At 54.0% G+C, this 24,627-nt stretch carries 20 protein-coding genes; 13 read left to right on the top strand and 7 right to left on the bottom strand.

All coding sequences use genetic code 11. From position 1 onward, the window contains the following. Nucleotides 1-361 precede the first annotated feature (361 nt). The gene (rfaH, locus tag FGO67_RS08190) at nt 362-841 is read right to left on the bottom strand and encodes a transcription/translation regulatory transformer protein RfaH (protein ID WP_203300249.1); all 480 of its coding nucleotides are present in this window, start codon (nt 839-841) and stop codon (nt 362-364) included. Then, on the bottom strand, nt 838-1,605 hold the full coding sequence (gene cysQ, locus FGO67_RS08185; protein ID WP_203300248.1) for a 3'(2'),5'-bisphosphate nucleotidase CysQ: 768 nt from the start codon (nt 1,603-1,605) through the stop codon (nt 838-840). Before cysQ ends, rfaH begins: the two co-directional genes overlap by 4 nt. 87 nt (nt 1,606-1,692) lie before the next feature. On the opposite strand from cysQ, the gene FGO67_RS08180 reads away from it, so the two are divergent. After that, nucleotides 1,693-3,054 (top strand): MBL fold metallo-hydrolase, encoded by a 1,362-nt coding sequence (locus tag FGO67_RS08180; protein ID WP_203300247.1) that lies wholly within the window; start codon nt 1,693-1,695, stop codon nt 3,052-3,054. A gap of 7 nt (nt 3,055-3,061) precedes the next feature. Here the strand turns inward: FGO67_RS08180 and FGO67_RS17200 are convergent, their stop codons facing one another. The 3 genes from FGO67_RS17200 to FGO67_RS08165 all read right to left on the bottom strand — a co-directional run bounded on the left by FGO67_RS17200 (nt 3,062) and on the right by FGO67_RS08165 (nt 5,911). Then, nucleotides 3,062-3,505, bottom strand: a complete 444-nt coding sequence (locus FGO67_RS17200) for a pilin (RefSeq protein WP_203300246.1) — start codon at nt 3,503-3,505, stop codon at nt 3,062-3,064. A gap of 156 nt (nt 3,506-3,661) precedes the next feature. Further along, nucleotides 3,662-5,380 (bottom strand): O-antigen ligase family protein, encoded by a 1,719-nt coding sequence (locus tag FGO67_RS08170; protein ID WP_203300245.1) that lies wholly within the window; start codon nt 5,378-5,380, stop codon nt 3,662-3,664. A gap of 96 nt (nt 5,381-5,476) precedes the next feature. After that, nucleotides 5,477-5,911: a pilin gene (locus FGO67_RS08165; RefSeq protein ID WP_203300244.1), complete on the bottom strand. Its 435-nt coding sequence runs from the start codon at nt 5,909-5,911 to the stop codon at nt 5,477-5,479. Nucleotides 5,912-6,324: 413 nt separating this feature from the next. Between FGO67_RS08165 and pilB the strand changes: the two genes are divergently transcribed. The 12 genes from pilB to FGO67_RS08105 all read left to right on the top strand — a co-directional run bounded on the left by pilB (nt 6,325) and on the right by FGO67_RS08105 (nt 20,261). Next, nucleotides 6,325-8,037 (top strand): type IV-A pilus assembly ATPase PilB, encoded by a 1,713-nt coding sequence (gene pilB / locus FGO67_RS08160; RefSeq protein ID WP_203300243.1) that lies wholly within the window; start codon nt 6,325-6,327, stop codon nt 8,035-8,037. A 2-nt stretch (nt 8,038-8,039) separates the two neighbouring features. Further along, complete coding sequence (locus FGO67_RS08155; protein ID WP_203300242.1) at nt 8,040-9,263, top strand: type II secretion system F family protein; 1,224 nt, start codon at nt 8,040-8,042, stop codon at nt 9,261-9,263. A gap of 67 nt (nt 9,264-9,330) precedes the next feature. After that, on the top strand, nt 9,331-10,206 hold the full coding sequence (locus tag FGO67_RS08150; protein ID WP_203300241.1) for a prepilin peptidase: 876 nt from the start codon (nt 9,331-9,333) through the stop codon (nt 10,204-10,206). A gap of 3 nt (nt 10,207-10,209) precedes the next feature. Then, complete coding sequence (gene coaE, locus FGO67_RS08145) at nt 10,210-10,809, top strand: dephospho-CoA kinase (protein ID WP_203300240.1); 600 nt, start codon at nt 10,210-10,212, stop codon at nt 10,807-10,809. Next, complete coding sequence (locus FGO67_RS08140) at nt 10,802-11,899, top strand: hypothetical protein (RefSeq protein ID WP_238942307.1); 1,098 nt, start codon at nt 10,802-10,804, stop codon at nt 11,897-11,899. The genes coaE and FGO67_RS08140 overlap by 8 nt, the downstream gene beginning before the upstream one ends. 2 nt (nt 11,900-11,901) lie before the next feature. Beyond that, on the top strand, nt 11,902-12,645 hold the full coding sequence (gene tsaA / locus FGO67_RS08135; RefSeq protein ID WP_203300239.1) for a tRNA (N6-threonylcarbamoyladenosine(37)-N6)-methyltransferase TrmO: 744 nt from the start codon (nt 11,902-11,904) through the stop codon (nt 12,643-12,645). 43 nt (nt 12,646-12,688) lie between these two features. Next, on the top strand, nt 12,689-15,040 hold the full coding sequence (locus tag FGO67_RS08130) for a response regulator (RefSeq protein ID WP_203300238.1): 2,352 nt from the start codon (nt 12,689-12,691) through the stop codon (nt 15,038-15,040). A gap of 47 nt (nt 15,041-15,087) precedes the next feature. After that, nucleotides 15,088-15,276: a DNA gyrase inhibitor YacG gene (yacG, locus tag FGO67_RS08125; RefSeq protein WP_041341109.1), complete on the top strand. Its 189-nt coding sequence runs from the start codon at nt 15,088-15,090 to the stop codon at nt 15,274-15,276. A gap of 112 nt (nt 15,277-15,388) precedes the next feature. After that, a complete protein-coding gene (locus FGO67_RS08120) occupies nt 15,389-15,949 on the top strand; it encodes a YfaZ family outer membrane protein (RefSeq protein ID WP_203300237.1) in 561 nt (186 codons plus the stop codon). A 134-nt stretch (nt 15,950-16,083) separates the two neighbouring features. Further along, nucleotides 16,084-18,303, top strand: coding sequence for a hypothetical protein (locus tag FGO67_RS08115; protein ID WP_203300236.1), 2,220 nt, complete (start codon nt 16,084-16,086; stop codon nt 18,301-18,303). Between the two features lie 98 nt (nt 18,304-18,401). Beyond that, on the top strand, nt 18,402-19,328 hold the full coding sequence (locus tag FGO67_RS08110) for a glucosaminidase domain-containing protein (protein WP_203300235.1): 927 nt from the start codon (nt 18,402-18,404) through the stop codon (nt 19,326-19,328). Nucleotides 19,329-19,367: 39 nt separating this feature from the next. Further along, on the top strand, nt 19,368-20,261 hold the full coding sequence (locus FGO67_RS08105) for an acyltransferase (RefSeq protein WP_203300234.1): 894 nt from the start codon (nt 19,368-19,370) through the stop codon (nt 20,259-20,261). A gap of 6 nt (nt 20,262-20,267) precedes the next feature. On the opposite strand, the gene FGO67_RS17270 is transcribed toward FGO67_RS08105, so the two are convergent. Together FGO67_RS17270 and FGO67_RS08095 are read right to left on the bottom strand one after the other, a co-directional pair. Beyond that, the gene (locus FGO67_RS17270) at nt 20,268-22,958 is read right to left on the bottom strand and encodes a LuxR C-terminal-related transcriptional regulator (RefSeq protein ID WP_203300233.1); all 2,691 of its coding nucleotides are present in this window, start codon (nt 22,956-22,958) and stop codon (nt 20,268-20,270) included. Nucleotides 22,959-23,232: 274 nt separating this feature from the next. Continuing rightward, nucleotides 23,233-24,594 carry a DUF1329 domain-containing protein gene (locus FGO67_RS08095; RefSeq protein ID WP_203300232.1) on the bottom strand — a complete coding sequence of 454 codons (1,362 nt, stop codon included), beginning with the start codon at nt 24,592-24,594 and terminating at the stop codon, nt 23,233-23,235. Between the last annotated feature and the right edge of the window lie 33 nt (nt 24,595-24,627).

The raw sequence follows: 24,627 nt of genomic DNA, 5'->3' as shown, positions 1-24,627 counted from the left end.
GTCGTTCATGCTACTGGCCGAGCCCATTGATTGCTGAGAGACGCACTGCGAGAGAGCGCTACCAGCTTCGTTAACGGCGGTACCGTCAGGCACGCTACCGCCCCACCGACCAAGGTCCAGTGTATTGAGGTCATATAATTCTTCTGAGTTGTTTTAAAACAGATAGGCGCAGGAAGGGTGCGAGCATCCATGTACTCCTAAGCACCAATCCCTGGCAGCTCTGATTTCGCGGGCGTAATTCTACGTCTTCCTGTGGCGCAATCAAGAGCAGAGCGATAGCAAACTGTGTGCTAACCGGCTACAGGCGTAAATATTTGTAAAACAATGAGTTGTGCAACTAAATCAATACTCTCTTATAGCTTCACGATTTCAAGGCAGAAACTGCCACATTAACGGACTGCTGTTTTTGCATGAAGTTGATGAGGACAATCGCCCGCTCCTCCCCATCGTAGGCTTGGAAGATGGCATCCACCCCATCGAATGCCCCCTCACTTAGGCGGACTACCTGGCCAGGCTTGATACCACCCTGCTCTTCAACTGCGTTAAGACTCTGCTTGATCTGCTCTACCACCTCGTCGGAGAGAGCTGCGGGTTTGTTTCGAAAGCCCACCACTCTCAAAACGCCTCGCGTGGATCGCAACTTCGACCACATTGGGTCGGTGGGCTCAAGATGAACAAACAGGTAGCCAGGAAAAAGCGGCTCCAGTTTAACGGTGCGCTTGCCCGCTCGTATGTGCTCCACGCTCACCTTGGGATAAAAGCAGGCAACATCCTGATTCTGCAGGTGCGAAAGGGCCCGATCACCTTGGGCCGGCTTATGCTGCAACACGTACCAACTCATTGGCTCCACTCGCCACTGGCAATGAAATGGGGGTTTTGCAGGCTTTCTTTGCCGTACCGAAGCGGAGTGCCGTCAAGGGTTTCTACTTTTCCTCCAGCCGCGACCAGAACAGCATGCGCCGCCGCAGTGTCCCATTCACTGGTTGGCCCCAGGCGGGGGTATATGTCTGCACGCCCCTCGGCAATACGACAAAATTTGAGGGAGCTGCCCGCCTGAAGGAATTCATGATCTCCAAGACGTTCGATAAAGGAACGGGTTTCATCATTAAGGTGGTTTTTGCTGGCCACCACCCGCACCGCCTGCCTCGGCTCCAAAACACGAATTTGTTGCACTCGGCCAGAACGATCGCGCCGGTGCGCACCCTCGCCTTTTATTCCCCAGTAGGCTTCCCCTAGTGCCGGAACCGTCACCACACCGAGCACCGGCTCACCATCTTCGACCAACGCGATATTAACCGTGAATTCACCGGTTCGCTGGGTGAACTCCTTGGTGCCGTCAATGGGATCGACCAACCAGAAGCGGCGCCAATGGCGGCGTTCTTCCCAGGAAATGTCCGCACCCTCCTCTGAGAGCACAGGGATGTCTCGACTAATTCTGCGCAGTCCCTTTTCTATAATCTCATGGCTAGCAATGTCGGCTGCGGTGATGGGCGAACTGTCGTCTTTATAGTTGATCTTAAAGTCAGACTGGTAAATATGAAGAACGCGCTGACTCGCCTCATCAGCCACCTTGATCACATCGGGAAGAATCGAATTCAGTTGCATGTGCGTCGCTTCCTGCTCAAGTCACAGCGGTATGGTCTAGAATGCAAGATGGTAACATTTTGTTAACCAGCAATGAGAGGGGCCAGCATGGAACTTCAATTTCTCGGCGCCACCGGAACCGTAACCGGCTCCCGATACCTTCTCTCTGACGACAAGCACCGCCTACTGGTGGATTGCGGGATGTACCAGGGGGTAAAAACCCTGCGCCGAAGAAACTGGGCAGAGTTTCCCGTAGATCCGCATACCATCGACGCAGTGGTGCTAACCCATGCCCATATTGATCACTCCGGCTATCTTCCCGCCTTGATCAAGAATGGCTTTAAGGGCACGATTTACTGCACCAAAGGTACCCATGAATTGTGCAAAGTATTGCTGCCCGATGCCGGCTTTCTCCAAGAGGAGGACGCCAAGTATGCGTTTCGTAAAAAGTTTTCGAAACACGCGAAACCCGAACCTCTCTTTACCGAAAAAGATGCTTGGGAGGCTCTCAAGCATTTTCAATCACTGCACTACCATGAAACGTTTGAGCCGGTAAGAGGGTTCCATGTCACGTTTAGTCCGGCGGGGCACATCCTGGGGTCATCCTGCGTTCATGTGCACCATAAGGCAGCCGATAAAACCATAGTATTCAGTGGGGACGTGGGCAGGCAAAACGACATCATCATGCGCCCGCCGGAGCCAATTCAGAAGGCCGATGTACTGGTGTGTGAATCCACCTATGGGGACCGGCTGCACAGCGAAGTTGATCCGGAAACAGAGCTCGCCACCATCATCAAACGGACCGCTGGCCGGGGTGGAATAGTGTTGATTCCAGCCTTTGCGGTGGGCCGCGCTCAGATGCTGCTTTACGTGATTCACAAGATCATGGGTGAAGGCCGTATTCCCAAGCTGCCTGTGTACCTGAACAGCCCGATGGCGATAAAGGCCACAGAGATCTTTTGCCGCCACCACAAGGAACACAAGCTCACCGCAGAGCAATGCGGAACGATTGATGAGAACACCAAGTTTGTCCGAAAGGTAGAGGAATCCATCGAGCTGGACGCCGCACGGTATCCCTGCGTGATCATTTCAGCCAGCGGCATGGCCAGTGGTGGGCGAGTGCTACACCACCTTAAAACACTTCTTCCAAATGAGAGAAACAGCGTCGTGTTTGCTGGCTTTCAGGCACCGGGCACTCGCGGAGATGCGCTCGTCAATGGCGCGGAATCTGTGAAGATTCATGGGGAGTATTGGCCGGTTAAGGCGGATGTTTTCAATCTGGATTCACTTTCGGCGCACGGGGACTATCAAGAAATTCTGGAGTGGTTAGAGCAAGGCAATCTGAGACCACTCAAGGTTTATGTAACCCATGGAGAGCTTGTAGCTAGCGACCTCATGCGGAGGCGAATCTTTGAAAAGTTCGAATGGGATGTTGAGGTGCCGGAATTGTTTGATGAGGTCAAGATTTAAGCCGCCGTTAAATCACCGTGCAAGCTGCCGGGCTAAATTCGTTCTTCCATCCTGACGCAGCAGCTGGATCGATGACACATCGCCAAGTGCCAGTGCTGCTTCTCGCTAACCGAACTATCACACCCGCCAAATTTGGGTGAGCATTGCCCCCCATGGTCACCTCTACATGACCAGAACCGTCACTTTGCGCAGTGGCGACATCAGTACCTACACCTTCCAGCACGAGACTCGACGGCACATAACCGAGATCTGCATTCGTTACACTGCCCGACTGAGATAACCGAGCCTCGAACGAAGACTTATAAGGAGAGAGCTCGCCAACAACCCTACCAACCTGAGATTTTAAGACATATTCCTGATACAAAGGAAACGCTAAGGCAGCCAGAACCCCAACGATAGCGACAACAATCATCAACTCTATCAACGTAAAACCACTCACAAACTTTTTCATATCACACTCACTAGCAAACAACCATCTAACTTACGTACTGCAAAATAAATGCCAAACCTATCGGACAGCAAAGTACGTAAACAAATAAATTTATTTAAATGGGTTCGCGTTTAAGAGTTGCAACAGTGGCGCAAATCCAAATTGAGACTTCTCTCGCTAATTGCAGCTAAAACTCCCTTTTACGTCAAAAACCGAAGAGCCTGCAACTAAAATCAGCTCTCGCTCAAGTTGCCCCAGATACTTCGGATATTGCCGCTCAAGCAATCTTTCCGTACGGCAATATTGAAGCTCCTCACCTGAAAGGAAATGAAGCAATCCCTTTCGAACCAGCGCAACAGGGTGCCTTTGCAAGCTCAAGATAGCATCCACCTCCTGCAACTGTTGGCTGTATTGATAGGGCTCAGGCATGAATTTATAATACCTGGTTAAAATAACACGATCACCCCACAGGTCGTCCGCGCCATATAGGTACAACCACCTTAAATCACCTTCTGATGCCACGCCTGAATTAAAAACACTTGACACCCTCAAGTAAACATTTAAAGAATTAGTAAATCCGACCAATAGAACGACCATAAAAGCCAAGCCAATGGCTTTGGGTATAAGTGCTTTTGAAAAACTAATTTTCCAAGAATGAGACCCAACAGAAACGAGAAAAATAAAAACTATAAGAAAATAGATATTCCATAATGGGAACTCAAGAAAAGAATATATTAAAAACGCAGAAAAGTTTAAAAGGTAAAAATATCGTATTTCGCCACTTGTAACTCGAAACGCATTGAGCAAGCAAAAAACTGCCATACCTAGAACAGTCGCTAGGCCAAGCCACCCCCACTCAACCAAAGCATTTATTAGTAAATTGTGGGAATGGTTCCAGAGTAAATTCCTCGAGCATCCTATAGTGGCATCTGTTGTATTCGCTGCACTAAACTTGCTATAAGAGCCGTGCCCATACCCCAACAGTGAAAAACTACCCCCCCCCATATGTTCAAGTGCTTTTGACCATTCACAAAGCCGGACAGAGCCACTGAAATCCTTGACTCTTTGACTAGAATCCGACTCAACCGATTCAATTCCAATAGTTGAGAATAGGTATCGCGTGCCACTATCTATACTGCTGCCAAGACCTATCGCAGCCACAGGAACCAAAATAAAAATTGCCAAAACTGGACTGGTGATTCTCGCTTTATCAGCAGCACCCAATTTAGAGCTCGCAAAAACCACAAAAATAAAAACCATAAATACCGAAAGATAAACATAGAAAGATCTTGAATAAGTCAGGTATGAAAAATACGAAAAAATGAATAAAATAACGATAACTATTAACCAAGAAGCCTTTCGAATTAGAAACAAATAAAACAGCGAAACAATTCCAAGGAATATAGAAAAAGCGGCGGCATTGGGCTGTGCAACAGTTCCTGAAAACCTACCCGAACTGTAATTCATCCATGGAATATATTTTCCCAAAATTCCATAGTGCTCAAAAAAACCGATCAAACACTGAAAAAATGCCATCACCACTAGCGAATAAGCAAAAATTGATACAGCCTTTTCTCTCCCCATTAAACGTACTAACGAACCAAATACAACTAAAGAAAGAAAGCCAATCAACCAAAATACAAAAGCCCACCGATCATTGACCGGCATAACCTCGCTATGAGCAGCGCCGACTCCTAGCCAAACCACTCCCAAAAACACCCAAATCGCACCAAATTTGGGGAACGCGATCGACTGGCTATAACAAATCGCAACTACAACGAAGAGAATCGTCAAAATAAAGAAGGCAGCGAATTCCATTGTGAATGAGGGAACTGGCTGGAAGTGAAAAAGCAGCAGCGGAGGGATAACCACGAGGGCAAAAATTAGAGCTTTCATCTCATCCTCAAAAAAGGAGGGCCGAAGCCCTCCTTTTATTCTCAGCGTCTAGCCAGCATCTTCCTGACTTACGCTTTAGATCTACGTGATAACAGATCAGCAGCCCGCAGGTACGAATGCCGAGTCTACACCGCTAACACTGCAGCTCCATACACCTGCATCCGTCCGACTGATGGTAACTGTACCCGAAGAAACAGCAGTACTTGCACTTTCACCCAGCGTACCCTGGAGAGAACCGCTTCCGTCGTTCTGGAAAGAAATTGCGAATGCACTCAACAAGCTCGAACCTGGAAAGCCGATATTGTTTGAAGCCTCGGTGCCTGTTGGGATGACGCCTCTCATAAGATTTTCCTCGGCCGCAGTTTTCAGCGCAGAAATTTCTCCAACCACGCGGTTAACCTGAGATCTAGCGATATAGTCTTGATACTGAGGGATTGCGATCGCCGCCAAAATACCGATGATCGCAACAACGATCATCAATTCAATCAGAGTAAAACCTTTTTGAGCATGATTAATTTGGATATTTTTCATTATCGACCTCTACATTTGTTTTTTACAACTTCGCCTTGGCCCGGATCCGGTGGAGTTCTGCCCCGCGACCTTCGATATGAGCCTGATGTAGAGTTAGCATTAATCATGCCAAACTTTACCTCCCCTTCATTCCAACCCTTGGAGCCCCTGACTTCAGTCGCATCCCTGAAAATTCGATGCAAACAGAATGCGAATAAAAACAAAAGAACCGCCTTTAAACGTCAAGGTGTGACAAATTTTGTCACACGGAATTGACTCTCCCCTAATACCGAAAGGCAGAATAATGAAATTAATCGGATTCCGATAAAAGCCTACTAAGCACTAGCCTTTCCAAAACCCCGCCAGCCATCTAAACTCAGCCATAGTACGAAACACCGGTTTCAATAACTTAGGCGGCACTTCTTACACTATTTATGGCTACCAACAACACCAATGTAACGCTCACTGGTCTCGCAAGGCGCTTCGTGGACGACGGGCTGCTCGATGAGTCGACAGCGAAAGACGCGTTTCTCCAAGCATCTCAGAACAAAATCCCACTAATTACCTATCTAGTGCAGAATAATTTGGCAAACAGCAGTGGTCTCGCGTTTTCTGCAGCGATGGAATTTGGCGTATCAGTGCTTGACCTGAACGCCTTTTTGCCTGAAATGATGCCCGAGAAGGCTGTAGACGAGAAACTGATCCGAAAGCATAATGCCCTGCCTCTCTACAGGCGGGGCAACCGCCTGTTCATTGCAGTTTCTGACCCCACAAACATCCAAGCGCTGGATGAGATCAAGTTCAACACCGGCCTAAGCACTGATGCGGTGCTGGTAGACGACGCCAAACTACGTGCAGCCATCGATAAGTATCTCGAATCCCAAGACACTACTATGGGCGATCTCGACGATGCGGATCTCGAAGGCGTTGAGACTGAAGGCGGCGAACAGGAAGATGATGGCGCAGTCTCGGCCACCGAAGTCGACGATGCGCCCATCGTAAAATACGTCAATAAAATGCTGCTGGACGCGATTCGTGGCGGAGCCTCAGACGTCCACTTCGAGCCTTACGAAAAAACTTACCGAGTACGTTATCGCACCGACGGCATCCTCAAGGAAGTGTCCCGCCCTTCCATCAAACTCGCCCCTAAAATTTCGGCGCGCGTGAAAATCATGGCGCAGCTGGATATTTCTGAGCGCCGAGTGCCTCAGGATGGCCGCATTAAAATGAAGCTATCCAAAACCAAGGCCATAGATTTCCGAGTCAACACCCTCCCTACTCTCTGGGGGGAGAAAATAGTACTGCGGATACTCGACCCCAGCCAGGCAAAACTTGGCATCGACGTACTAGGATATGAGGAAGACCAGAAACAGCTATATATGGACGCTCTGGAGCAGCCTCAGGGCATGATTCTGGTCACCGGCCCCACGGGCTCCGGCAAGACAGTCTCTCTCTATACAGGCCTAAACATCCTAAACACGAACGAGCGAAACATATCGACCGCAGAGGATCCAGCCGAGATCAATCTCGAAGGCATCAACCAAGTCAATGTAAACACGCGGGTCGGGCTTGGCTTCGCTGAAGCCTTGAGGGCGTTTCTGCGACAAGACCCTGACATTATCATGGTTGGCGAGATTCGAGATCTCGAAACTGCCAACATTGCCATCAAGGCGGCCCAAACCGGGCACCTAGTGCTTTCAACCCTTCACACCAACAGTGCTGCCGAAACGTTAACGCGAATGATGAACATGGGTGTGCCGTCGTTCAATATAGCGACATCGGTAAGCCTGATCATCGCCCAGCGCCTTGGTCGACGTCTGTGTAGTTGCAAGCAAGCAGCGGACATTCCCAAAGACGTGCTTTTGAAGGAAGGGTTCACACAAGAACAAATTGATACAGGCTTCACGTTGTACCGCCCGAAAGGCTGTGATAAATGCAATGGTGGATACAAAGGCCGCGTCGGTATTTACGAGGTGGTCAAGATCACCGACGAACTGGCGAACATGATTATGGAAGAGGCCAGCTCAATTAAAATCGCAAAACAGGCTGAGGCCGAAGGCTTCCGTAATTTGCGTCAATCGGCGCTTTTAAAGGTGATCGAGGGCGTAACAAGTCTTGAGGAAGCCAACCGCGTGACGAAGGATTAAGCATGGCTGAGAAAGCGCAAAAACTGGAATCGTACGTTTGGGAAGGTAAAGACCGAAAAGGGAATAAATCCAAAGGCGAGCTTTCGGGCTCGAACCTTGCCTTGGTGAAAGCGCAACTACGCAAACAAGGCATCATTCCAGACAGAGTGAAGAAAAAGCCTAAGCCACTATTTGGCGGTGGCAGCAAAAAGATTACGCCTTTTGATATTGCTATGCTTACTCGTCAATTAGCGACAATGATGAAGGCTGGTGTGCCGCTGGTTCAGAGCTTCGACATTGTTGCCGATGGCTTAGAAAACAAAGGACTCCAAGACCTCGTCATGAGCATCCGGAATGACATTTCATCCGGAACAAGTTTTGCTGGTTCACTCCGCAAACACCCAAAACACTTTGACGACCTGTATTGCAACCTGGTGGACTCCGGCGAGAAAGCCGGCGCACTAGAACAGATGCTAGATCGCATTGCGACTTATCTTGAAAAAACGGAACTGCTCAAGAAGAAAGTCAAAAAGGCGATGACCTATCCTATCGCCGTGATTATCGTTGCACTCGTCGTAACCGCCATCCTGCTCGTGAAAGTTGTTCCCCAGTTCGAAAGTCTGTTCCAAGGTTTTGGGGCTGAATTGCCGGTGTTTACACAGATGGTCGTCAGACTTTCCGAATGGATGCAAAGTTGGTGGTTTGTCGTTCTTCTAGGCATCGCTGGAACGATCTTTCTCTTTAAAGAAGGCATTAGGCGGTCACAGAAATTTTCCGACTTCGTAGACAAGTATGTCTTGAAGCTCCCCGTAGTCGGCGAGATACTCGATAAATCTGCTGTGGCTAAGTTTGGCCGGGTTTTATCTACAACTTTCGCTGCGGGGGTCCCGCTTGTTGACGCTCTGGACTCAGTAGCAGGAGCTACAGGCAACGCTGTCTATCGGGATGCCATTAATCGGATAAAAAATGATGTCTCCAGCGGTACGCAACTACAGGCTTCGATGCGTCAACAGGACATCTTTCCCGTCATGGCCGTCCAGCTCACCGCCATCGGCGAAGAATCCGGCAACCTGGATGAAATGCTGGCTAAAGTTGCCGAACACTACGAAGCCGTCGTGGATGACATGGTCGACAACCTCACTGCATTGATGGAGCCCATGATTATGGCTGTGCTCGGCGTACTGGTCGGCGGCCTCATCATCGCCATGTACCTCCCCATCTTCCAAATGGGCCAGGTCGTCGGTTAATCATCCTTAGCTACCCTGGCCGGGTTACTCACCGTATCCCGGCCTTTCTCGTTTTAATGGACGCCCAATGCTCACACTAGACACACTTCTGGCGACGCCCTGGTTATTATTCCCGTCTGTCACCCTGCTATCCCTCTGCATAGGAAGCTTTCTGAACGTCGTCATCCTCCGCCTGCCCAAGATGATGCATCAGGACTGGCGCTGCCAATGCGAAGAATTCCTGGAACTGCCTGAAAACCAGAGAAAACCGGAAGAGCGGATCACCCTGTCCAAACCGGCATCGACCTGCCCTTCCTGTGGCCACTCTATTCGGGCCTGGGAGAATATTCCGGTGGTCAGTTACCTGGTTCTTGGAGGCAAGTGCGCCTCCTGCAAGACGGGCATTTCGCCGCGCTACCCGATTATTGAAGCGATCACTACCCTACTCTCCATTGCCACCATCGCACTGCTCGGCCCTACCGAAGCCACGCTTTGGTCGTTGTTGCTGGTATGGTCCTTGGTAGCCTTGACGGTGATTGATTTCGACACTCAGTTGCTGCCAGACAGTATTACACTGCCCCTGCTCTGGCTCGGCCTCGTCCTGAATTACTTTGGCGTGCTGACCGACTTCACCAGCGCTTTCTGGGGCGCCGTTTGGGGCTATTTGTCCCTTTGGTCAGTGTACTGGCTATTCAAACTGGTCACTGGCAAGGAAGGTATGGGTCATGGTGACTTCAAGCTACTGGCCGCACTAGGCGCTTGGCTGGGTTGGCAGCTGCTGCCAGCTGTGATTCTACTGTCGTCGGTGGTTGGTGCAGTCGTAGGTATCAGCCTGATGGTGTTCAAAAAGCATGGCCGCGAGGTGCCAATTCCTTTCGGGCCCTACCTGGCGGCCGCGGGCCTGCTGTGCCTTTGGTTTGGAACCGAAATTCAGCGTTTCTGGTTTGGCTTTCTGGGTGTGTAACTGATGGCAATTGTAGGCCTTACCGGCGGAATCGGCTCCGGCAAATCAACCGTTGTGCGCATGTTCGGGGACCTGGGCGTCCACTGGGTCGACGCGGACGATGTTGCCCGCGAAGTGGTTGAGCCAGGCACAGCCGCACTCAAAGCCATTGCCGAACATTTTGGTGCGGATATTCTGGATGCCGCCGGCGCCCTTGACCGCGCAAAGCTCCGGGCCATTGTATTTGAAACGCCTGAGGAACGAGAATGGCTGGAAGCCCTGCTGCATCCCATTATCCGGGAAGAGCTGATTCGCCAGTTGAAGCCGGACAACTACTCACTGCCCTACGTGCTTTTGGTCACTCCCCTGTTGTTTGAAACCGATCAACACAAACTCGTGGATTACGCCTTGGTGGTGGATGTGCCGGTGGATATTCAGATCGAGCGCACCGTGGCACGGGATGCCAATTCACGGGAACAGGTCGAGCGAATTATTGCAGCACAGATGCCAAGAGATCAGCGCCGCGCGAAGGCTGACGCTATAATTGATAACAACCGTCCGCCCGCTGACGTGGAGCGTCAGGTTCATGAATTGCATAATAAGATGTTGGTGGACTTTGCCTGACCGCTACTCTCGTTCCCTGCTGACAGGCATCACCGCCGCATGCTTTTTCTTGTCCCATGCACCCACTCGGGCAGCTGAACCTGTATTCCAGATTCAGGAACGGCCGGTGCCCGATGTTCTGGCGCCCGGCACCTTACCTGAATCCTTCTATACTTTCTCGCCCGAGGAGTATTGGGACGAGCCAAGGGATTCCTACTGGTTCAACTTCAGCAACTGGGTACTGCTCCAGGGGCGAACGCAAAACCCCCGCGTCGAAAGACTGGGCCAGTGGGCAGATCGCACCTTTTCTGGCAGCCAGTACAACCTTCCCAACAACGCCAGCTACCTTCGAGTGGGTTTTGCCACCGAATCCGAATACGGCGATCCATTCCAGTTCGAGCCGGAGGCCCGATTCCGTCTCGATGTTCCCACTACCCGTCGCAAACTACGCCTGGTCATTGAGAGTGAAAGCGAAGAGCTGATCCCACTGGAGGAACGGCAACGTGACAGACAGCTGACGGAAACCGATCGGACCGACACGGACACCACCGGTGCTCTGCGTTACTTGACCCAGATTGGTGACGCCATCAACTTGTCTAACGACGTGGGTGCGCGCCTGAGATTTCCGCCCGATGCATTCTGGCGAGCCACCGCCCGAAAGAAGTGGCGCCTGGACGATGACTGGCTGATGAGTGTTCAGCAACGCTTCTATTACTACCACAGTGATGGCTGGGGCGAACGCACCTGGGTTGGCTTTGGCCGCTCGGTCGGGAATGGCTGGTATTTTCAGTCTTCGTCAGAACTGGAGTGGGTGCACAGGGATCGGAAGTTCGTGGCGGCCCAGATTTTCAGCGTTGATAAAAGGCTAAATAACCGCTCAACCCTGACGCCTCGACTGGGGGTCCTGGGAGAAAGCCAGCCTTCCTGGCGCACTACCTCAGCCTTTGCGGACTTGACCTGGCGGTACCGCTTGCACAGTGACTGGGTGTACACCGAACTGATTCCGGCTCTGGAGTTTCCACGGGACGACAGCTTCAAGGACCGGGCGTCGGTGCTTTTCAGGATAGAATTGTATTTTTCCGGCAGCCTTGAACGCCCTTACCTGGATTAACTATGCCAAGACACCCGTCCCGACCCGCGCAGGACGCCCTGACACTCTCACCAATCGCTCTCACCCGATCGTGTTTTCGCGACAAGTTTGGCGTGCCCCGGCAACCGGGACTGACCCGCTTCGCCCACGCGGAACTTATCATCGAACCGCCTTACGATCGCGAAGATGCGTTCCGGGGTTTGGAATCGGCGACCCATCTCTGGCTGACCTTTCAGTTCCACGAAGCGGTTCGTGCCGATTGGCGCCCGGTGGTCCGGCCGCCTCGCCTTGGCGGTAACCGTAAAGTGGGTGTTTTTGCCAGCCGATCGCCCTTTAGGCCCAACAGTCTGGGTCTCTCTGTGGTCAGAAACCGCGGCCTCAGCCGCAAAGACAGTCGGCTGATCCTGCACATCAGTGACCACGACCTGATTGATGGCACCCCTATTCTCGACATCAAGCCTTACCTGCCATTTGCAGACGCCGTGCCCGAGGCTTCACTGGGCTGGGCCGACAGCCCGCCAACTGAACGGCTAGCAGTGTCTTTTCTGCCAGAAGCCGAAAAGCAGCTTAAGGCACTTCCGCAGGAGGCCTACCCTGATTTGCGGAACCTGATCGAGGATGTGGTCAGTTACGACCCGCGGCCCTCGTTCCGACGCGGCCGGGAGGAGGAACGGATTTACGGCGCCCATCTCTATGATCTGAACGTTCGCTTCCGCTTCGTGAACCTTGATTCACAGGAACGTGTTGAAGTGCTAACGGTCTGTTAAACTCGAACTGATTAATGAGTAGTCGACACAGGGAACCCGTGCATTGCCTTCAAACCGGTTGTTAAAGCGTTTGGGAATCCGGCCACTCGCGGCCCGATTGCTTGCGTATGTGCTGCTGTTCAGCCTGGTGCTTTCACTTGTTGCCACTGGTATCCAAACGATCGGTGAGATTGAGCGCCTGAAAGAAGAGCTGGAAAGCACCCAGACCCGCGCTGCCGAATTGGTGTCCGGTAGCATGAGTAACAACATCTGGTTGATGAATTACAGCGAGGTTGCCAACAGCCTCGATGACATGAAAGCCGTCAATGCTATCCAGCACGCACGGGTAGTTACTTCGACCGGTGACCAGTTCACCACCGGCACCTTTCCCGAAGGCCGGGTAATCTCCAACACCTTCCCTTTGGTTTTCGATCGATCCACTTTCCGCAGCCCTCAGGATGTCGGCACACTCACGCTTACGTCATCGGTTGAGCGCATCTACGACGACCTCAGGGATCGGGCGCTGCTTAACCTGCTGTTTCAATCCATTGTGGTGATGCTGGGCACCTTCGGGTTGTTGATCATTGTCCGCCTGACCCTGTCCCGACACCTCGAGGCCATGGCTGACTACGCCGCCAAACTCAACTTGGACGCCCTGGTAGAGCCACTCAAGCTCAAACGGTCCACGCCCAAAACACCGGATGAACTGACCGAATTGGAGCAGGCGCTGAACAAAATGCGGCTCCAGATCCTCGAAGACACTCAATCCCTGCGACAGAGCACGATTCAGTCCCAGGGCGAACGGGATCAAGCCGTTCGGGCAAATCAGGCCAAAAACCAGTTTCTCGCTAACGTCAGCCATGAACTTCGCATTCCTCTTCAATCCGTGCTCGGCTATGCCAACCTACTCTCGGATACGCCGTTGGACCAGGAACAGAGCGAGTACGTTGCCACCTTGCTCAACGCATCCGAAGGCCTGTCTGCAATCATCAACGACCTACTCGACATCTCCAGCATGGAAGCCGGCAAACTGGTACTTGAGGACATCCCGTTCGATCTGCGGGAAACCCTGAACGATCTGGTGCACATGCTTGGGCCCAGGGCGCGCGAAAAAGGCCTGGCTCTCGAGCTGCGTATCGATGAGAACCTGCCCTGGGTTTTGAAGGGCGACCCGGTACGAATTCGCCAGATCCTCCTCAACCTCACCTCCAATGCCATCAAATTCACCGATTCAGGCCACGTGCTCATCAGTATTGAGGTGCTTAGCCGACGCGATGGTCAACTCCGGCTCCGCCTCGCCGTGGAAGACACCGGGGTTGGTATCAACCCGGAAGATATTCCTCTTGTGTGTGAACCCTACGTTCAGCTTAAGCAACACTTCCAGCGCCAGCTTTCCGGCGCAGGCCTGGGCCTCACCATTTGCCGGCAACTGGTCAACCTGATGGAGGGTTCGCTGGATCTGGAGAGTCGCCCGGGCGAGGGCTCCACGTTCTGGATTGAACTCAAGCTCCCCGTGGCACCGGAAAGCTCGGCCCGGGTGCGGCCTGATGACCGGATGGTGAAAAACCGGCGTATTCTGGTGGTAGATTCTTACGAGTTATCCCGCAAGATCACCCTGGAAATGCTCGCCCGCCATGACGTCCACATTGAGGCAGTGAAATCCGCCGGTGAGGCTCTGACGTCCCTTCGCCAGGCTTTCGACAGCCAGCAACCCTTCGATGCGATCATTCTGGATGGCTTTGTTCCGGACATGGACAGCGATCTCCTGTGCCGCCAGATGCGCGGCAACCCGCTCTGGTCCAACATGCGCTTACTGGTGTTATCGTCCAACCCCCAACGCGGCGATGCCGAACACTTCCGGCAAGCCGGCGCCGATGCGTTCTTGAGCAAATCGCTGCGTGAGTCTTGCCTGATGCCTATCCTGAACCAGCTGTTTTCGGACGCGGCAGCTCAGGAGCGGCGATTCCTGACACGGTTCTCCCTGCAGGCCGTCAGCGATTCGTCCCGTCGACGGGAACTGCCTGGCGGGCGCATGAAAGTGCTGCTGGTTGAAGATAATCCGGTAAACCGCACGCTCACACGCAGGCTGCTGGAAAAACTTGGCTGTGATGTGATGACCGCCAACGATGGCGAAGCGGCTGCCAGCCTCTGGCAGATCAATCCGTTCGACCTCGTGTTCATGGATTGTGTAATGCCGAAGGTTGACGGGTTCGAGGCGACCCGCCGGTTGCGGCAATGGGAATTCACCAACCATCGTGACCGGGTTCCGGTCGTGGCACTCACTGCCAGTGCCATGGAAGAAGACGAGGAGAAATGCCGGCGTGCCGGTATGGATTCGTTCGTAGCCAAACCTGTCAATATTGAAATGTTGAGGGCAGTACTGGAACAATACTGTAAGGCGTCCGCAGTCTCCTGAGCAGATTGCGGGCTACAGATACAGTTATACGAGCGTCAAAGGCAACCATGAACGTTGAATGCCCCACCTGCAAAAAAACCGTGGAATGGACCGAATCCAACCCGTTCCGCCCGTTCTGCTCCGAGCGCTGCAAGCTCATCGACCTCGGCGCCTGGGCCAATGAAGAATACCGGGTTCCCGCCGAGAACGTCTCGCCGGACGATCTCGACCAGGGCGGCGAAGAAACCCGTCACTGAATAGTCGATCAAGCACCAGATTAAACGTGGCTTACCACCTTTTAAGTTGAGTGCCCAAGGTCGGCCCGTTACCATACCCCAACTTTTTTAATCACTTACGAAAGGTGCATGCATGAAAGCGTCCCGTATTTCCCTGATGGTTCTATCCTTGGCTGCAGCACCGGCATTCGCCGGCGATGTCGATCTGAGTCTCACGAATGACTCGGTCAAAGGTCAGGTGAACTTCCTGGGTAGCAATGACGAACTGCAACTAGGCACAGGCTACACCTACCGTGAAGGCGGCTTGGACATTCTGAACCTGGACTTTCATGCTCAGGGCCGCACCGCAATCGGCAATCTGCCTACCACGGCCGGTATTGGTATGCGCGGTTTCGGCTGGGATGCCGATGAGCTCGACGGCGGCGCCGTTGCACTGGGTGGCTTTGCAACTCTGAACATCCCCAAGGTGCCAGGCCTGTCCTTCACTGGCGGTCTGCACTACGCGCCGAGCATCCTGGCTTTTGGTGATTCCGATGACCTGACCAGCCTGGAGCTGCGGGGCAGCTATCGGGTAATCCGCAACGCCGAGGTATTTGCCGGTTATCGCTACCTCAACACCGATCTTGATAGCCCCTTCCGTGGCGACGTCAATCTGGATGAAGGCGTTATGGCAGGCATGAAGATCTTCTTCTGATCTGACCCTGCATCAGGATCACGAATATAGAAAAGGCGCCCATTTGGGCGCCTTTTTTCGTGCCATCCCTCACGCTTTGTCGGCTCCGCCGCTGATAGACTGAACGCCTGAATTTTCGGTGGGGATAGTCAGGTATGCGACTGAAATCGGGGCTCGCTTTTTACGCTGCATTTACCGCTCTTATGGGCTGCGGCGGTGGCGACGATGCCATCCGTGATGTAAGGGGCAACCCCAATGATTTTGCCGGCGGCCAAAATCCTGTCAACGATTTCAGCTCCGCCAGCACCGGCGATTCCAGCAACAGCAGTGGCCTGGCCGGCAATGAAGTCCGGGTCACCCTGGAGGTCCCCGGTGGTGTGGCACCGGATGCTGAACTCACCAGGCGCAATTTAAGAATTGTTCAGCCTGATCGGGTGCAAGTGTACACCACCAATACGTCACTCCAGAACCTGGGGGCAGTTCCGGTGACCATGCGCACCGATGACAATGGTTTTACCGTTATTGGTTTTGAAGAGGGCCAGCCCCTGGGCCCCGATGTCATCATTGAGGCCAGTTACAACAACACCGTGATGCGGGCCTTGGCAGCCGACGCCGACCGCGACGTGAAGATCAATCCTTTCTCCGAGTACCTGGTTCGCAACACCCTCGCCGAATACAGTGAAAGCCAGCTGCAAGGCAGTCTGGACTGTGTCGCAGACGCCGGCGGTCAGCTTTGCCTGAATAAATATGTGTGGTCGACCCTCGCCGACCAGGTTCACGATTTTGAAATCGATATCTCTTCCGACGCAGACCTGGAACTTGCTCTTGCGACACTCTCTGATCGTGGTGATTTTTCCAGATATGTCGCGGCCATGGCGGACTATGCCTTACTGGATGAGACCTCCTCTGGAAAAATCAGCGCCAGCTCGGCAGATTACAATGCGATTTTTTTTGGCGTTGAGTTGGGCCAGACGTCCCTCGAAAGCTCACTGACAAACTCAGGGCAATGGGGTGTGCGCCTTGCCAAAGAGGAACGGCTAGAGGACTCCAACGGCGTCGGCTACGTCTATCCGGCACTAACGCTGACCAGTTTCGATGCCTTCAACATCAAGGTGACATCGCTCGCCAGCGACATCCCCTACGAGCGTGAAGCGCTTATTCATCAGGCTGGCAACAACTTCTTCCTGCGCGGCTCAGATCACTGGCCACTCAATACTCACGCTTCATCCCCGGGTGCCGCCACGCTACTCGACGATTCCCGGCTGCTGGCAGGTCGAGCGCTTTACCAGAGCATCACCGGGCGAGGCACTTCCACCACACTTGGCTGGACCCGCAACCCCTATTACCTCGACGCTTACACTTCTGCCTCGGTGTCCGAGACTGTCGGCCCGGACCGGGTCGTCAGCGGCTACTTCAGCGCCGGTAAAGCCATTGAACTCGAAGAAGCCGGAGACGAACTAAAACGCAAAGAGACTGATGAAGATCACTACCTGTCGATACTGGAGATTGATCTGTTACGGGAACCAGATTTCAACCTGGACACACTCAATGGCAGGGAGTTCAACGTCGTGTACCTTGCTCTGCAATTCGGCGAGGACACTGTGCCGGTCGCCTTTGAATCCGGTCTCGGTACCTGGAACGTTTCGGTGGACGGTGCAGCGGGGGATGGCCGGGCGACCGCAACCATCATCCAAAACCAAACGATCCAGCAGATCCAAAGAGGGTCCGGCGGCACTGTGTCCTCAAGCGTTGATACTCTGCTCACGCCCTGGACCATTAGCTCCCGCACCTCCCGGCTCAATGATGGTGACAAAAACATCGGCCGACTGAATCTGGACCAAGACGATGCCTCGGGATCTTTTGAACAGCCGGATATTGGTGTCGGTGCCAGCAATCCTGAGGGGGATATGATGGCGTTCAACCTGAACGACAGTCCCGGAGGAGACGGCCTGCTCATCGCAGCCGCCCAAACCGGTTCGCCCGCCCCGGACAGCGGCCGTTTCAGACTGCAAGGTGTTCGCCTTGGGCTCGAGAATGACAGCAACACCCTGGCGCACTTCGACAATTCAATCCTCACCATTACCTCAGGCAGCACGGCTACCCTGACACCTCGGACGTTAAACGTTTCCCACTCGGTGAGCGGTGAAACAGTCTCTGCGCCCGAGTTCCAGGAGTCCGCAGACATTGCCCTGACCTACTCCGATCTGAACGATGGCCGGGTCCTGTTCAACACCTCTGGCACCGGCGCCAATCTGCACCTGGATGGCTTCTTCACCAACGACCAGACTCAGTTCTACCTGCGCCTCAGGGCTACTCAGGCGGGTGAAGAACAGATAGGTCTGGTGCTGGCAACCCGAATTCCAGAGCCCTCATGAGTTAAACAGCCTTGATCCGGCAGGCGCTGACCCGACTGGCAGACGGCAGCGTATAACCTGTTATAATCGTTGGCATATCGTTCGTGACGAGAGGTTTTATGTCTGCCGCCAAACGTGGTCTGTTGCTCATTCTTCCCCTAATTGCATTCGCCGTGGGCGGTGGTTTCTATGTGCCACCTTCCACCATGGACGACGGGCGTTCAGGCTCGGAACTCTCGCTGACCTCCCTGCCCGCACTGCCGAAATGGGCGCATCAGGGCCTGCCCGACTTCACCCGCTACAGCGACACCACGGAGAAAAAAGCCGCCTTTTTCTCGTTCCTTTACCCGCGCATTGTGCTGGCCAATTCCCGCATTTTGATTGAACGGGATTACCTGCAGAGCCTGGCTCAGAAACCCGAACTGTCTGAAGACGAGTTGCAGTGGCTGAATAGTCACGCGAAGCGACTGCGAATCGACGCCGAGCCAGGCAGCAAGGAACAGTTTGCCCTGCTTCGCAAGCGTCTGGACGTGATTCCACCCTCCCTGATTCTGGCCCAGGCCGCCAACGAGTCTGCCTGGGGCACGTCCCGCTTTGCCACCAAGGGCTACAACCTGTTCGGCCAATGGTGCTTTTCAAAAGGTTGTGGCTTGGTTCCCAGGAGCCGAGTGGAAGGCGCCAACCACGAGGTTGCCAAGTTTTCCTCGCCGTTCCGGTCGGTACGGGCCTACATCCAGAACCTAAACCGGCATCCAACGTATCAGGAGCTCCGGGATATTCGGCTTCAGGACCGTCGAGGCAACGATCCCCTCTCTGGGCCTGAATTGGCTGGTGGGTTACTCGGCTACTCCGAACGTGGCCAGGACTACGTGGACGAAATCCGGGCGATGATCCAGTACAACAACCTGTCCTACTACGATGATGATTTTCGGGAGGTAGTCCGCAACGTGACTCCAGACCAGTTGCAGCAGCTGGCCACGTCGACGCCGGAAACTGCACTCCTACCCAACCAGAAAACCGCTGCCACGGAGCCGAGTGACAGCTGAGCTCACGACCGACAAACCTGACGCCAGAGACATCCTCAAATGCTTCACTTTTTACCCGCTCCGCTGAAAGGGACCCTGGCGGCGCTTCTCATCCTGTGCAATACCTTGGTGCTCTTTCCAGCTCTGCTGCTATTCGCGATCAGCAAGCTGGCTTTACCCGTTGCACCGGTCAGAAAGGCCTGCACGGTTGTGCTGAACCGGATTGCCTGGCTCTGGATCGGATTTAACAATCGGCTGATGGCCACACTGCATCAGGTTGAATGGGACGTGCGGGGAGTGGACAAGCTCAGCCCTGAACACTGGTATTTTGTCACCTGCAACCATCAGAGCTGGGCCGACATCCCAGCCATCCAGTACGTATTGAACAGCCGCATCCCGTTATTGAAGTTTTTTCTCAAGAAGGAACTGATCTGGGTGCCGTTTCTGGGTATTGCCTGGTGGGCGCTGGATTTTCCGTTCATGCATCGCCATACCAAGGAGCAGATTGCCAAACGGCCAGAACTTAAAGGCAAGGACGTAGCAGCAACGCAAGCCGCGTGTGAAAAGTTCCGCTACACGCCGGTAACGGTGTTCAATTTCATGGAAGGTACTCGATTTACCCCTGCAAAGCACCAGAACCAGAACTCACCGTACAAGCATCTGCTGAAACCACGTGCAGGGGGCACCGCGTTCGTCCTGCAGGCTATGGGCGAAATGATACATACCATGCTGGATGTAACGATCGTCTATCCGGATGGCAAAGCAGGCTTCTGGGACTATCTGTGCGGACGCATCCGTCGCATTGTTATCGACGTTCGTACCCGGGAAATCCCGCCTCGCTTTCTGGGCATGGATTACGAGAACGACCGCGAAATGCGCAAGGATTTTCAGCAGTGGATCAGCGAGCTCTGGGCCGACAAAGATGCACGTATCGAAGCCTTGAAAGCCCGCTAGGCAGAGTTAGAGCAGCCCCAGTTCCCGAGCCCGGACAATAGCCTGAGTACGCGACCTCACGGCCAGCTTGGCGTTAATTCGGCGTGCGTGGGTTTTGACTGTGTGCAGAGAGATATGAAGCTTGTCAGCAATTTCCTGGTTCGACAGACCTTTCGCTATCAACTCCAGAACACCTTGCTCCCGATCACTGATCGGCTCCGCCAATGCCTCAGCGGCCTCAGTTTCAGGCTGAATGCGGTACAAGCGACCCAAGGAATCCTTGAACGGCCCATTCGCGATCTGGGCGAACCCTTTCGTCATTAGATCCCGAAGTTCATTCTGGAGCTCCGCAAATGGACTGATGAAGTGCTCCCGCGATGCCTCGGCGACCACCGAAGCCAGGATCTTTTGCGCTGCACTCAGCCCCTTCTCTTCCTGCGCGAGCACTGCTTCCAGCAAACGAATGTGCAATTCCACACCCCACGGAATCACCGCCTCATAACGCTCCCGAATGCCCGTCAGGGTTTCGCGGGCGCGCACACTGTCGCCGCGCGCCAGAGCCACCCGGACGTCCATACAATCCAATAACCCAGGCATCATCGGGAACAGCTCCGGCACACAGCCCGCCTGACGATAAGGCTCCAGCTTGGCGACCGCCTGAGCGGCACTATCCACCTGATTCTGGGCCAACCAGCAACTGGCCTTGAGTGCTTCCAGCACTGGAACAAACAGGGTTTCATCCACCTGCCAGGCGTGCATGGTGCGTTCGGCACGGCCGATCCAGACGAACGCATCATCCAACCTGCCTGCCGCTCGACACATCAGAACACGAACAGCCATTGCCAACAGTAACCCAAGGTCGCGGGTACGCTCAGCATGCCGGCCACAGGTGACCAGCAGACGGTCAGCCTCTGTACCTCGGCCCTGGTGCCACAACACCAGCACCAGATTCAACTGCAGACGGGTTTCACCGATCTTGGCCGGCCTTGCCAGTTCATGCATCGCGGTATCCAGCCCGGTACGCAGTAACTGCTCCGCATGTTTCAATGAGCCCTTACCCAGCTCAATTCTGGCATGAGCGTATACCGCCAGTGCCTCCGAGCCCGCATCGCCCGCTTCCCGAGCAAGCCGCGCTGCTGCACGATTGGCATCCCTCGCCTCCGTGAAGCGGCCACATGCACACAATGCGCTTGATCTCACCATCTGGGCAACCAGCTGCCCCTGAGTGGACAAATCACCTGCACTCAGGGCCTGATCAGCCATTTCCAAAGCCGGCACTACTTTGCCTTCTCCCCGGAGGATAAAAGCTCTCAGCGCGCGGATGCGTGCTGCATGCTCCTGAGCATCAGACGCTTCGAGCCCATCGATCAGGGATCTGGCCTGACGAAATTGTCCGCCTATGGCATGAACCCATCCGTAAACAATTCTGAGCCGGGCACTGCGCTCCAGAAGCTGATTCGGCAGGCTCTTTCGTAACCGCAACAGGGAGGCCGTGTCCTGCCCCAGCAGCAAAGCCTCTGACCCCTCTGAGGCGATCGCCACCACCGCATCCGAATCGCCAGCCAGCAAAGCGTATTTCAAAGCTTCGGGAAACTGTTCCCGCTCTTCGAACCAATGGCTGGCACAACTCATGCGGTCTACGTGTCCGGCCATCACCGGCGCTTTCAGCCATTCCTGCAGCAGAGGATTCATCCTGTACCAGCGTCCTCGCCCGGGCATGACCTTTAACGGCAAACCATGTTCCATTGCCTGGGACGGCACAAAACCTATTTCCGGCATCACCGGAGCCAATGCAAGGAAGAACTCATCAGAACACAGCTCCAGCTCCGCCATGACACGAACAGAACGTCGTTGAGCAGAGGTGAGGTTGCCCAGAACCGACTCTTTCAGGAAACACTCCACGCTATTGGTTTCCTGCACTGGCTTGAGCTCACTGTGGCGGATCAGCTCCCGCCGGTACAAAGCGAGCGGTGTCGGCCAGCCTTCGGTCATGTCATACAAATTGTCGATGGCCACACTGGTGAGCTGATTTGATGCCAGCAACTGGCCGAAGAACTCGAACGTTTCGGACCGACTGAATTCCAGAGTCTCACTGGCCAGACGGCTGAAGCGGTTTTCAAGCTCAAGACCGTGGGTTTCAAATGGCAACGAGCGCCGGGAAAGCAGCACCATCGACAGACACGCCGGAAGATCGGTCATCAGCTGTTGCAGCAACGCAACAACGGCAGGGTTACCCAGGTTTTGAACATTATCGAGAATGAGTGTCCGTGGAGGCGACTCTGGCTCCCGCTCGAGTGTGACAAGCATCATCGCCAGCGCATCTGAAAACGTTGCCCCACCCTGGAGGCTACTCTCGGAGGCCTCCGGCAAGTCGAGTGCAATCGCAATCAGCGTCAGAAATCGGGAAGGCGAATTATCCTGCTCACTCAGTGCTACCCAGCGAAATCTGTCCGGGTGAACGTCGGCGGCGTGCAGGCCCGCCGTCACGGCATGCGACTTGCCGTAGCCACAGGGCGCTTCAACAAACAGCACCCCTCGGGGAATGAGCGCTTCGGCAATCTGCTGGTCCAGGACGGGGCGCGCCATTGCATCGACCGGCAACAGCGGGATCTGAAGCCTTTGCCTAAGCAGATCCCGAACCAGCTCCCCCCGCTGAAGATTACTGTTAGCTGACTGGAATTCGTCGTTGGCTGCACGGCCATCATTGAAAGGTTTCACGCACTGCCCCGCTGCAAAACCGGCCTACTGGAATGGCAATCTTTGACCGGAAAATGGATCTCTGCACTGAACTTCGAATGGCGACCGACTCCGGGTACGCCTTTAGTATGACTGGAAGGTTAAACCAATTCGGGGGCGGGCTGCAAAATTTTGACGTGAAAGGGTTTTCCGAGGTGGCAGGCTCTTTGGCGGCAACCTCGCATGGCTGCATTTGCATGCCACAAACAAAAACGGCGGGCCCAAGGCCCGCCGTTCTCCACTTCTTATCTTAACCTTATCGAGTACCCGCCCGACGAAGTGCCGCCGGCGTGTAGTCCCGAGACTGGCGCTCAGCACCAAACTCGTAAGGATCTTCTTCCTCGTTGGTCAGGCCCAGCGCGAGGTAGCGACCAGACAGCAGGTCATACAGAACCTCGATAGCGTACCAGGGCACGTCCTGATCGTAGAACTGCATGGCGTGAGCCTCAGCCACCCGCCATAGCTCACCACGGCCATCGTAGTGATCGATAATCGATGCCTGCCAAGAATCTTCGTCGAAGTAGAAGTCGCGCTGGGCGTAGATGTGGCGTTCGCCATCCTTTAGGGTAGCGCGCACATGCCAAACACGATGCAACTCATAACGAGTCAGATCCTGGTTGATGTGGCCAGCCTTGACGATCTGATCATAGGTTAGGCTTGGGTCCACCAACTCGTAAGAATTGTACGGGATGTACATTTCCTTCTTGCCCACAAGCTCCCAATTGTAGCGGTCAGGCGCACCGTTATACATGTCGAAGTTATCGGTAGTTCGCTGGCCATCGGCAGCTGTACCTGGTCCGTCGTACGAAACTTGAGGCGCCCGACGCACACGGCGCTGACCCGCATTGTATAGCCATGCGCGACGTGGCTCAGCAACTTGGTCGATAGTCTCATGCACCAACAATACGTTACCGGCCAAACGAGCCGGCGCTGTGATCGCCTGCTTGAAGTAGAACAGAACGTTGGGGTCTTCGCCTGGCTCAAAATCTTTGAGCGCCGTACGCCAGGTGAACTCGTCCTGGAACTTGACCACGGAGTAGGCGCCACCTGCGGTCGGCGTTACCTGACCAACGTTACGGGCAACGGAACCGCCACGGTAACGTGTGATGTGATTCCAGATCACTTCAAGGCCGTTTTGAGGGATCGGGAACGGAGTGGCTTCGGTGTAATTACCGAGACCGTTGCCGTCTTTAATCAACTCAACCTTGGTTGCATTTGCGATGGTCTGATCGTTAATTTCTTTCGGGTATGTCGATGTACGGTGAGTCTCATAGACCGGCATGAAGTAGTCGTCGTAACGCTTGATCATGGCAATCTGTCCAGCAGACAGGTTCTCTGCGTACTGATCCACATTGCTTTGATCGATGACGAACTTCGGCTTTTCGCCCTTAAACGGATCAACGTAGCGGCCATCGCCTTTGTATCCAGCGGGTGGTGTGCTCAAGCCGCCATCCCAGGCCGGGATTTCGCCACCATTGCCCGCTTTCTCTGCGCCCATCGGCGTCAGCGAATTGCCCAGCTTGGCCGCTTCTTCGGCAGAAACCGCACCGTAGGCCTGGCCTGCAAAGACGCTTGCAGCCAAGAGACCGGTGGCCAGTAGTTTCTTGTTTAGTATCATTTAAAGTACCTCGTTAAACGAATTCTTTTCGGT

It is taken from the genome of Marinobacter sediminum (assembly GCF_016820575.1).
Lineage (GTDB): Bacteria > Pseudomonadota > Gammaproteobacteria > Pseudomonadales > Oleiphilaceae > Marinobacter > Marinobacter sediminum.
The sequence above is the reverse complement of the archived record's forward strand: the minus strand, read 5'-3'. Positions and strand labels throughout refer to the sequence as shown.

Bases quoted from the DNA above. Each gene is read 5' to 3' on its own strand.
- rfaH (WP_203300249.1), bottom strand. From the start codon at position 841: ATGAGTTGGTACGTGTTGCAGCATAAGCCGGCCCAAGGTGATCGGGCC.
- cysQ (WP_203300248.1), bottom strand. From the start codon at position 1,605: ATGCAACTGAATTCGATTCTTCCCGATGTGATCAAGGTGGCTGATGAG.
- FGO67_RS08180 (WP_203300247.1), top strand. From the start codon at position 1,693: ATGGAACTTCAATTTCTCGGCGCCACCGGAACCGTAACCGGCTCCCGA.
- FGO67_RS17200 (WP_203300246.1), bottom strand. From the start codon at position 3,505: ATGAAAAAGTTTGTGAGTGGTTTTACGTTGATAGAGTTGATGATTGTT.
- FGO67_RS08170 (WP_203300245.1), bottom strand. From the start codon at position 5,380: ATGAAAGCTCTAATTTTTGCCCTCGTGGTTATCCCTCCGCTGCTGCTT.
- FGO67_RS08165 (WP_203300244.1), bottom strand. From the start codon at position 5,911: ATGAAAAATATCCAAATTAATCATGCTCAAAAAGGTTTTACTCTGATT.
- pilB (WP_203300243.1), top strand. From the start codon at position 6,325: ATGGCTACCAACAACACCAATGTAACGCTCACTGGTCTCGCAAGGCGC.
- FGO67_RS08155 (WP_203300242.1), top strand. From the start codon at position 8,040: ATGGCTGAGAAAGCGCAAAAACTGGAATCGTACGTTTGGGAAGGTAAA.
- FGO67_RS08150 (WP_203300241.1), top strand. From the start codon at position 9,331: ATGCTCACACTAGACACACTTCTGGCGACGCCCTGGTTATTATTCCCG.
- coaE (WP_203300240.1), top strand. From the start codon at position 10,210: ATGGCAATTGTAGGCCTTACCGGCGGAATCGGCTCCGGCAAATCAACC.
- tsaA (WP_203300239.1), top strand. From the start codon at position 11,902: ATGCCAAGACACCCGTCCCGACCCGCGCAGGACGCCCTGACACTCTCA.
- yacG (WP_041341109.1), top strand. From the start codon at position 15,088: ATGAACGTTGAATGCCCCACCTGCAAAAAAACCGTGGAATGGACCGAA.
- FGO67_RS08120 (WP_203300237.1), top strand. From the start codon at position 15,389: ATGAAAGCGTCCCGTATTTCCCTGATGGTTCTATCCTTGGCTGCAGCA.
- FGO67_RS08115 (WP_203300236.1), top strand. From the start codon at position 16,084: ATGCGACTGAAATCGGGGCTCGCTTTTTACGCTGCATTTACCGCTCTT.
- FGO67_RS08110 (WP_203300235.1), top strand. From the start codon at position 18,402: ATGTCTGCCGCCAAACGTGGTCTGTTGCTCATTCTTCCCCTAATTGCA.
- FGO67_RS08105 (WP_203300234.1), top strand. From the start codon at position 19,368: ATGCTTCACTTTTTACCCGCTCCGCTGAAAGGGACCCTGGCGGCGCTT.
- FGO67_RS08095 (WP_203300232.1), bottom strand. From the start codon at position 24,594: ATGATACTAAACAAGAAACTACTGGCCACCGGTCTCTTGGCTGCAAGC.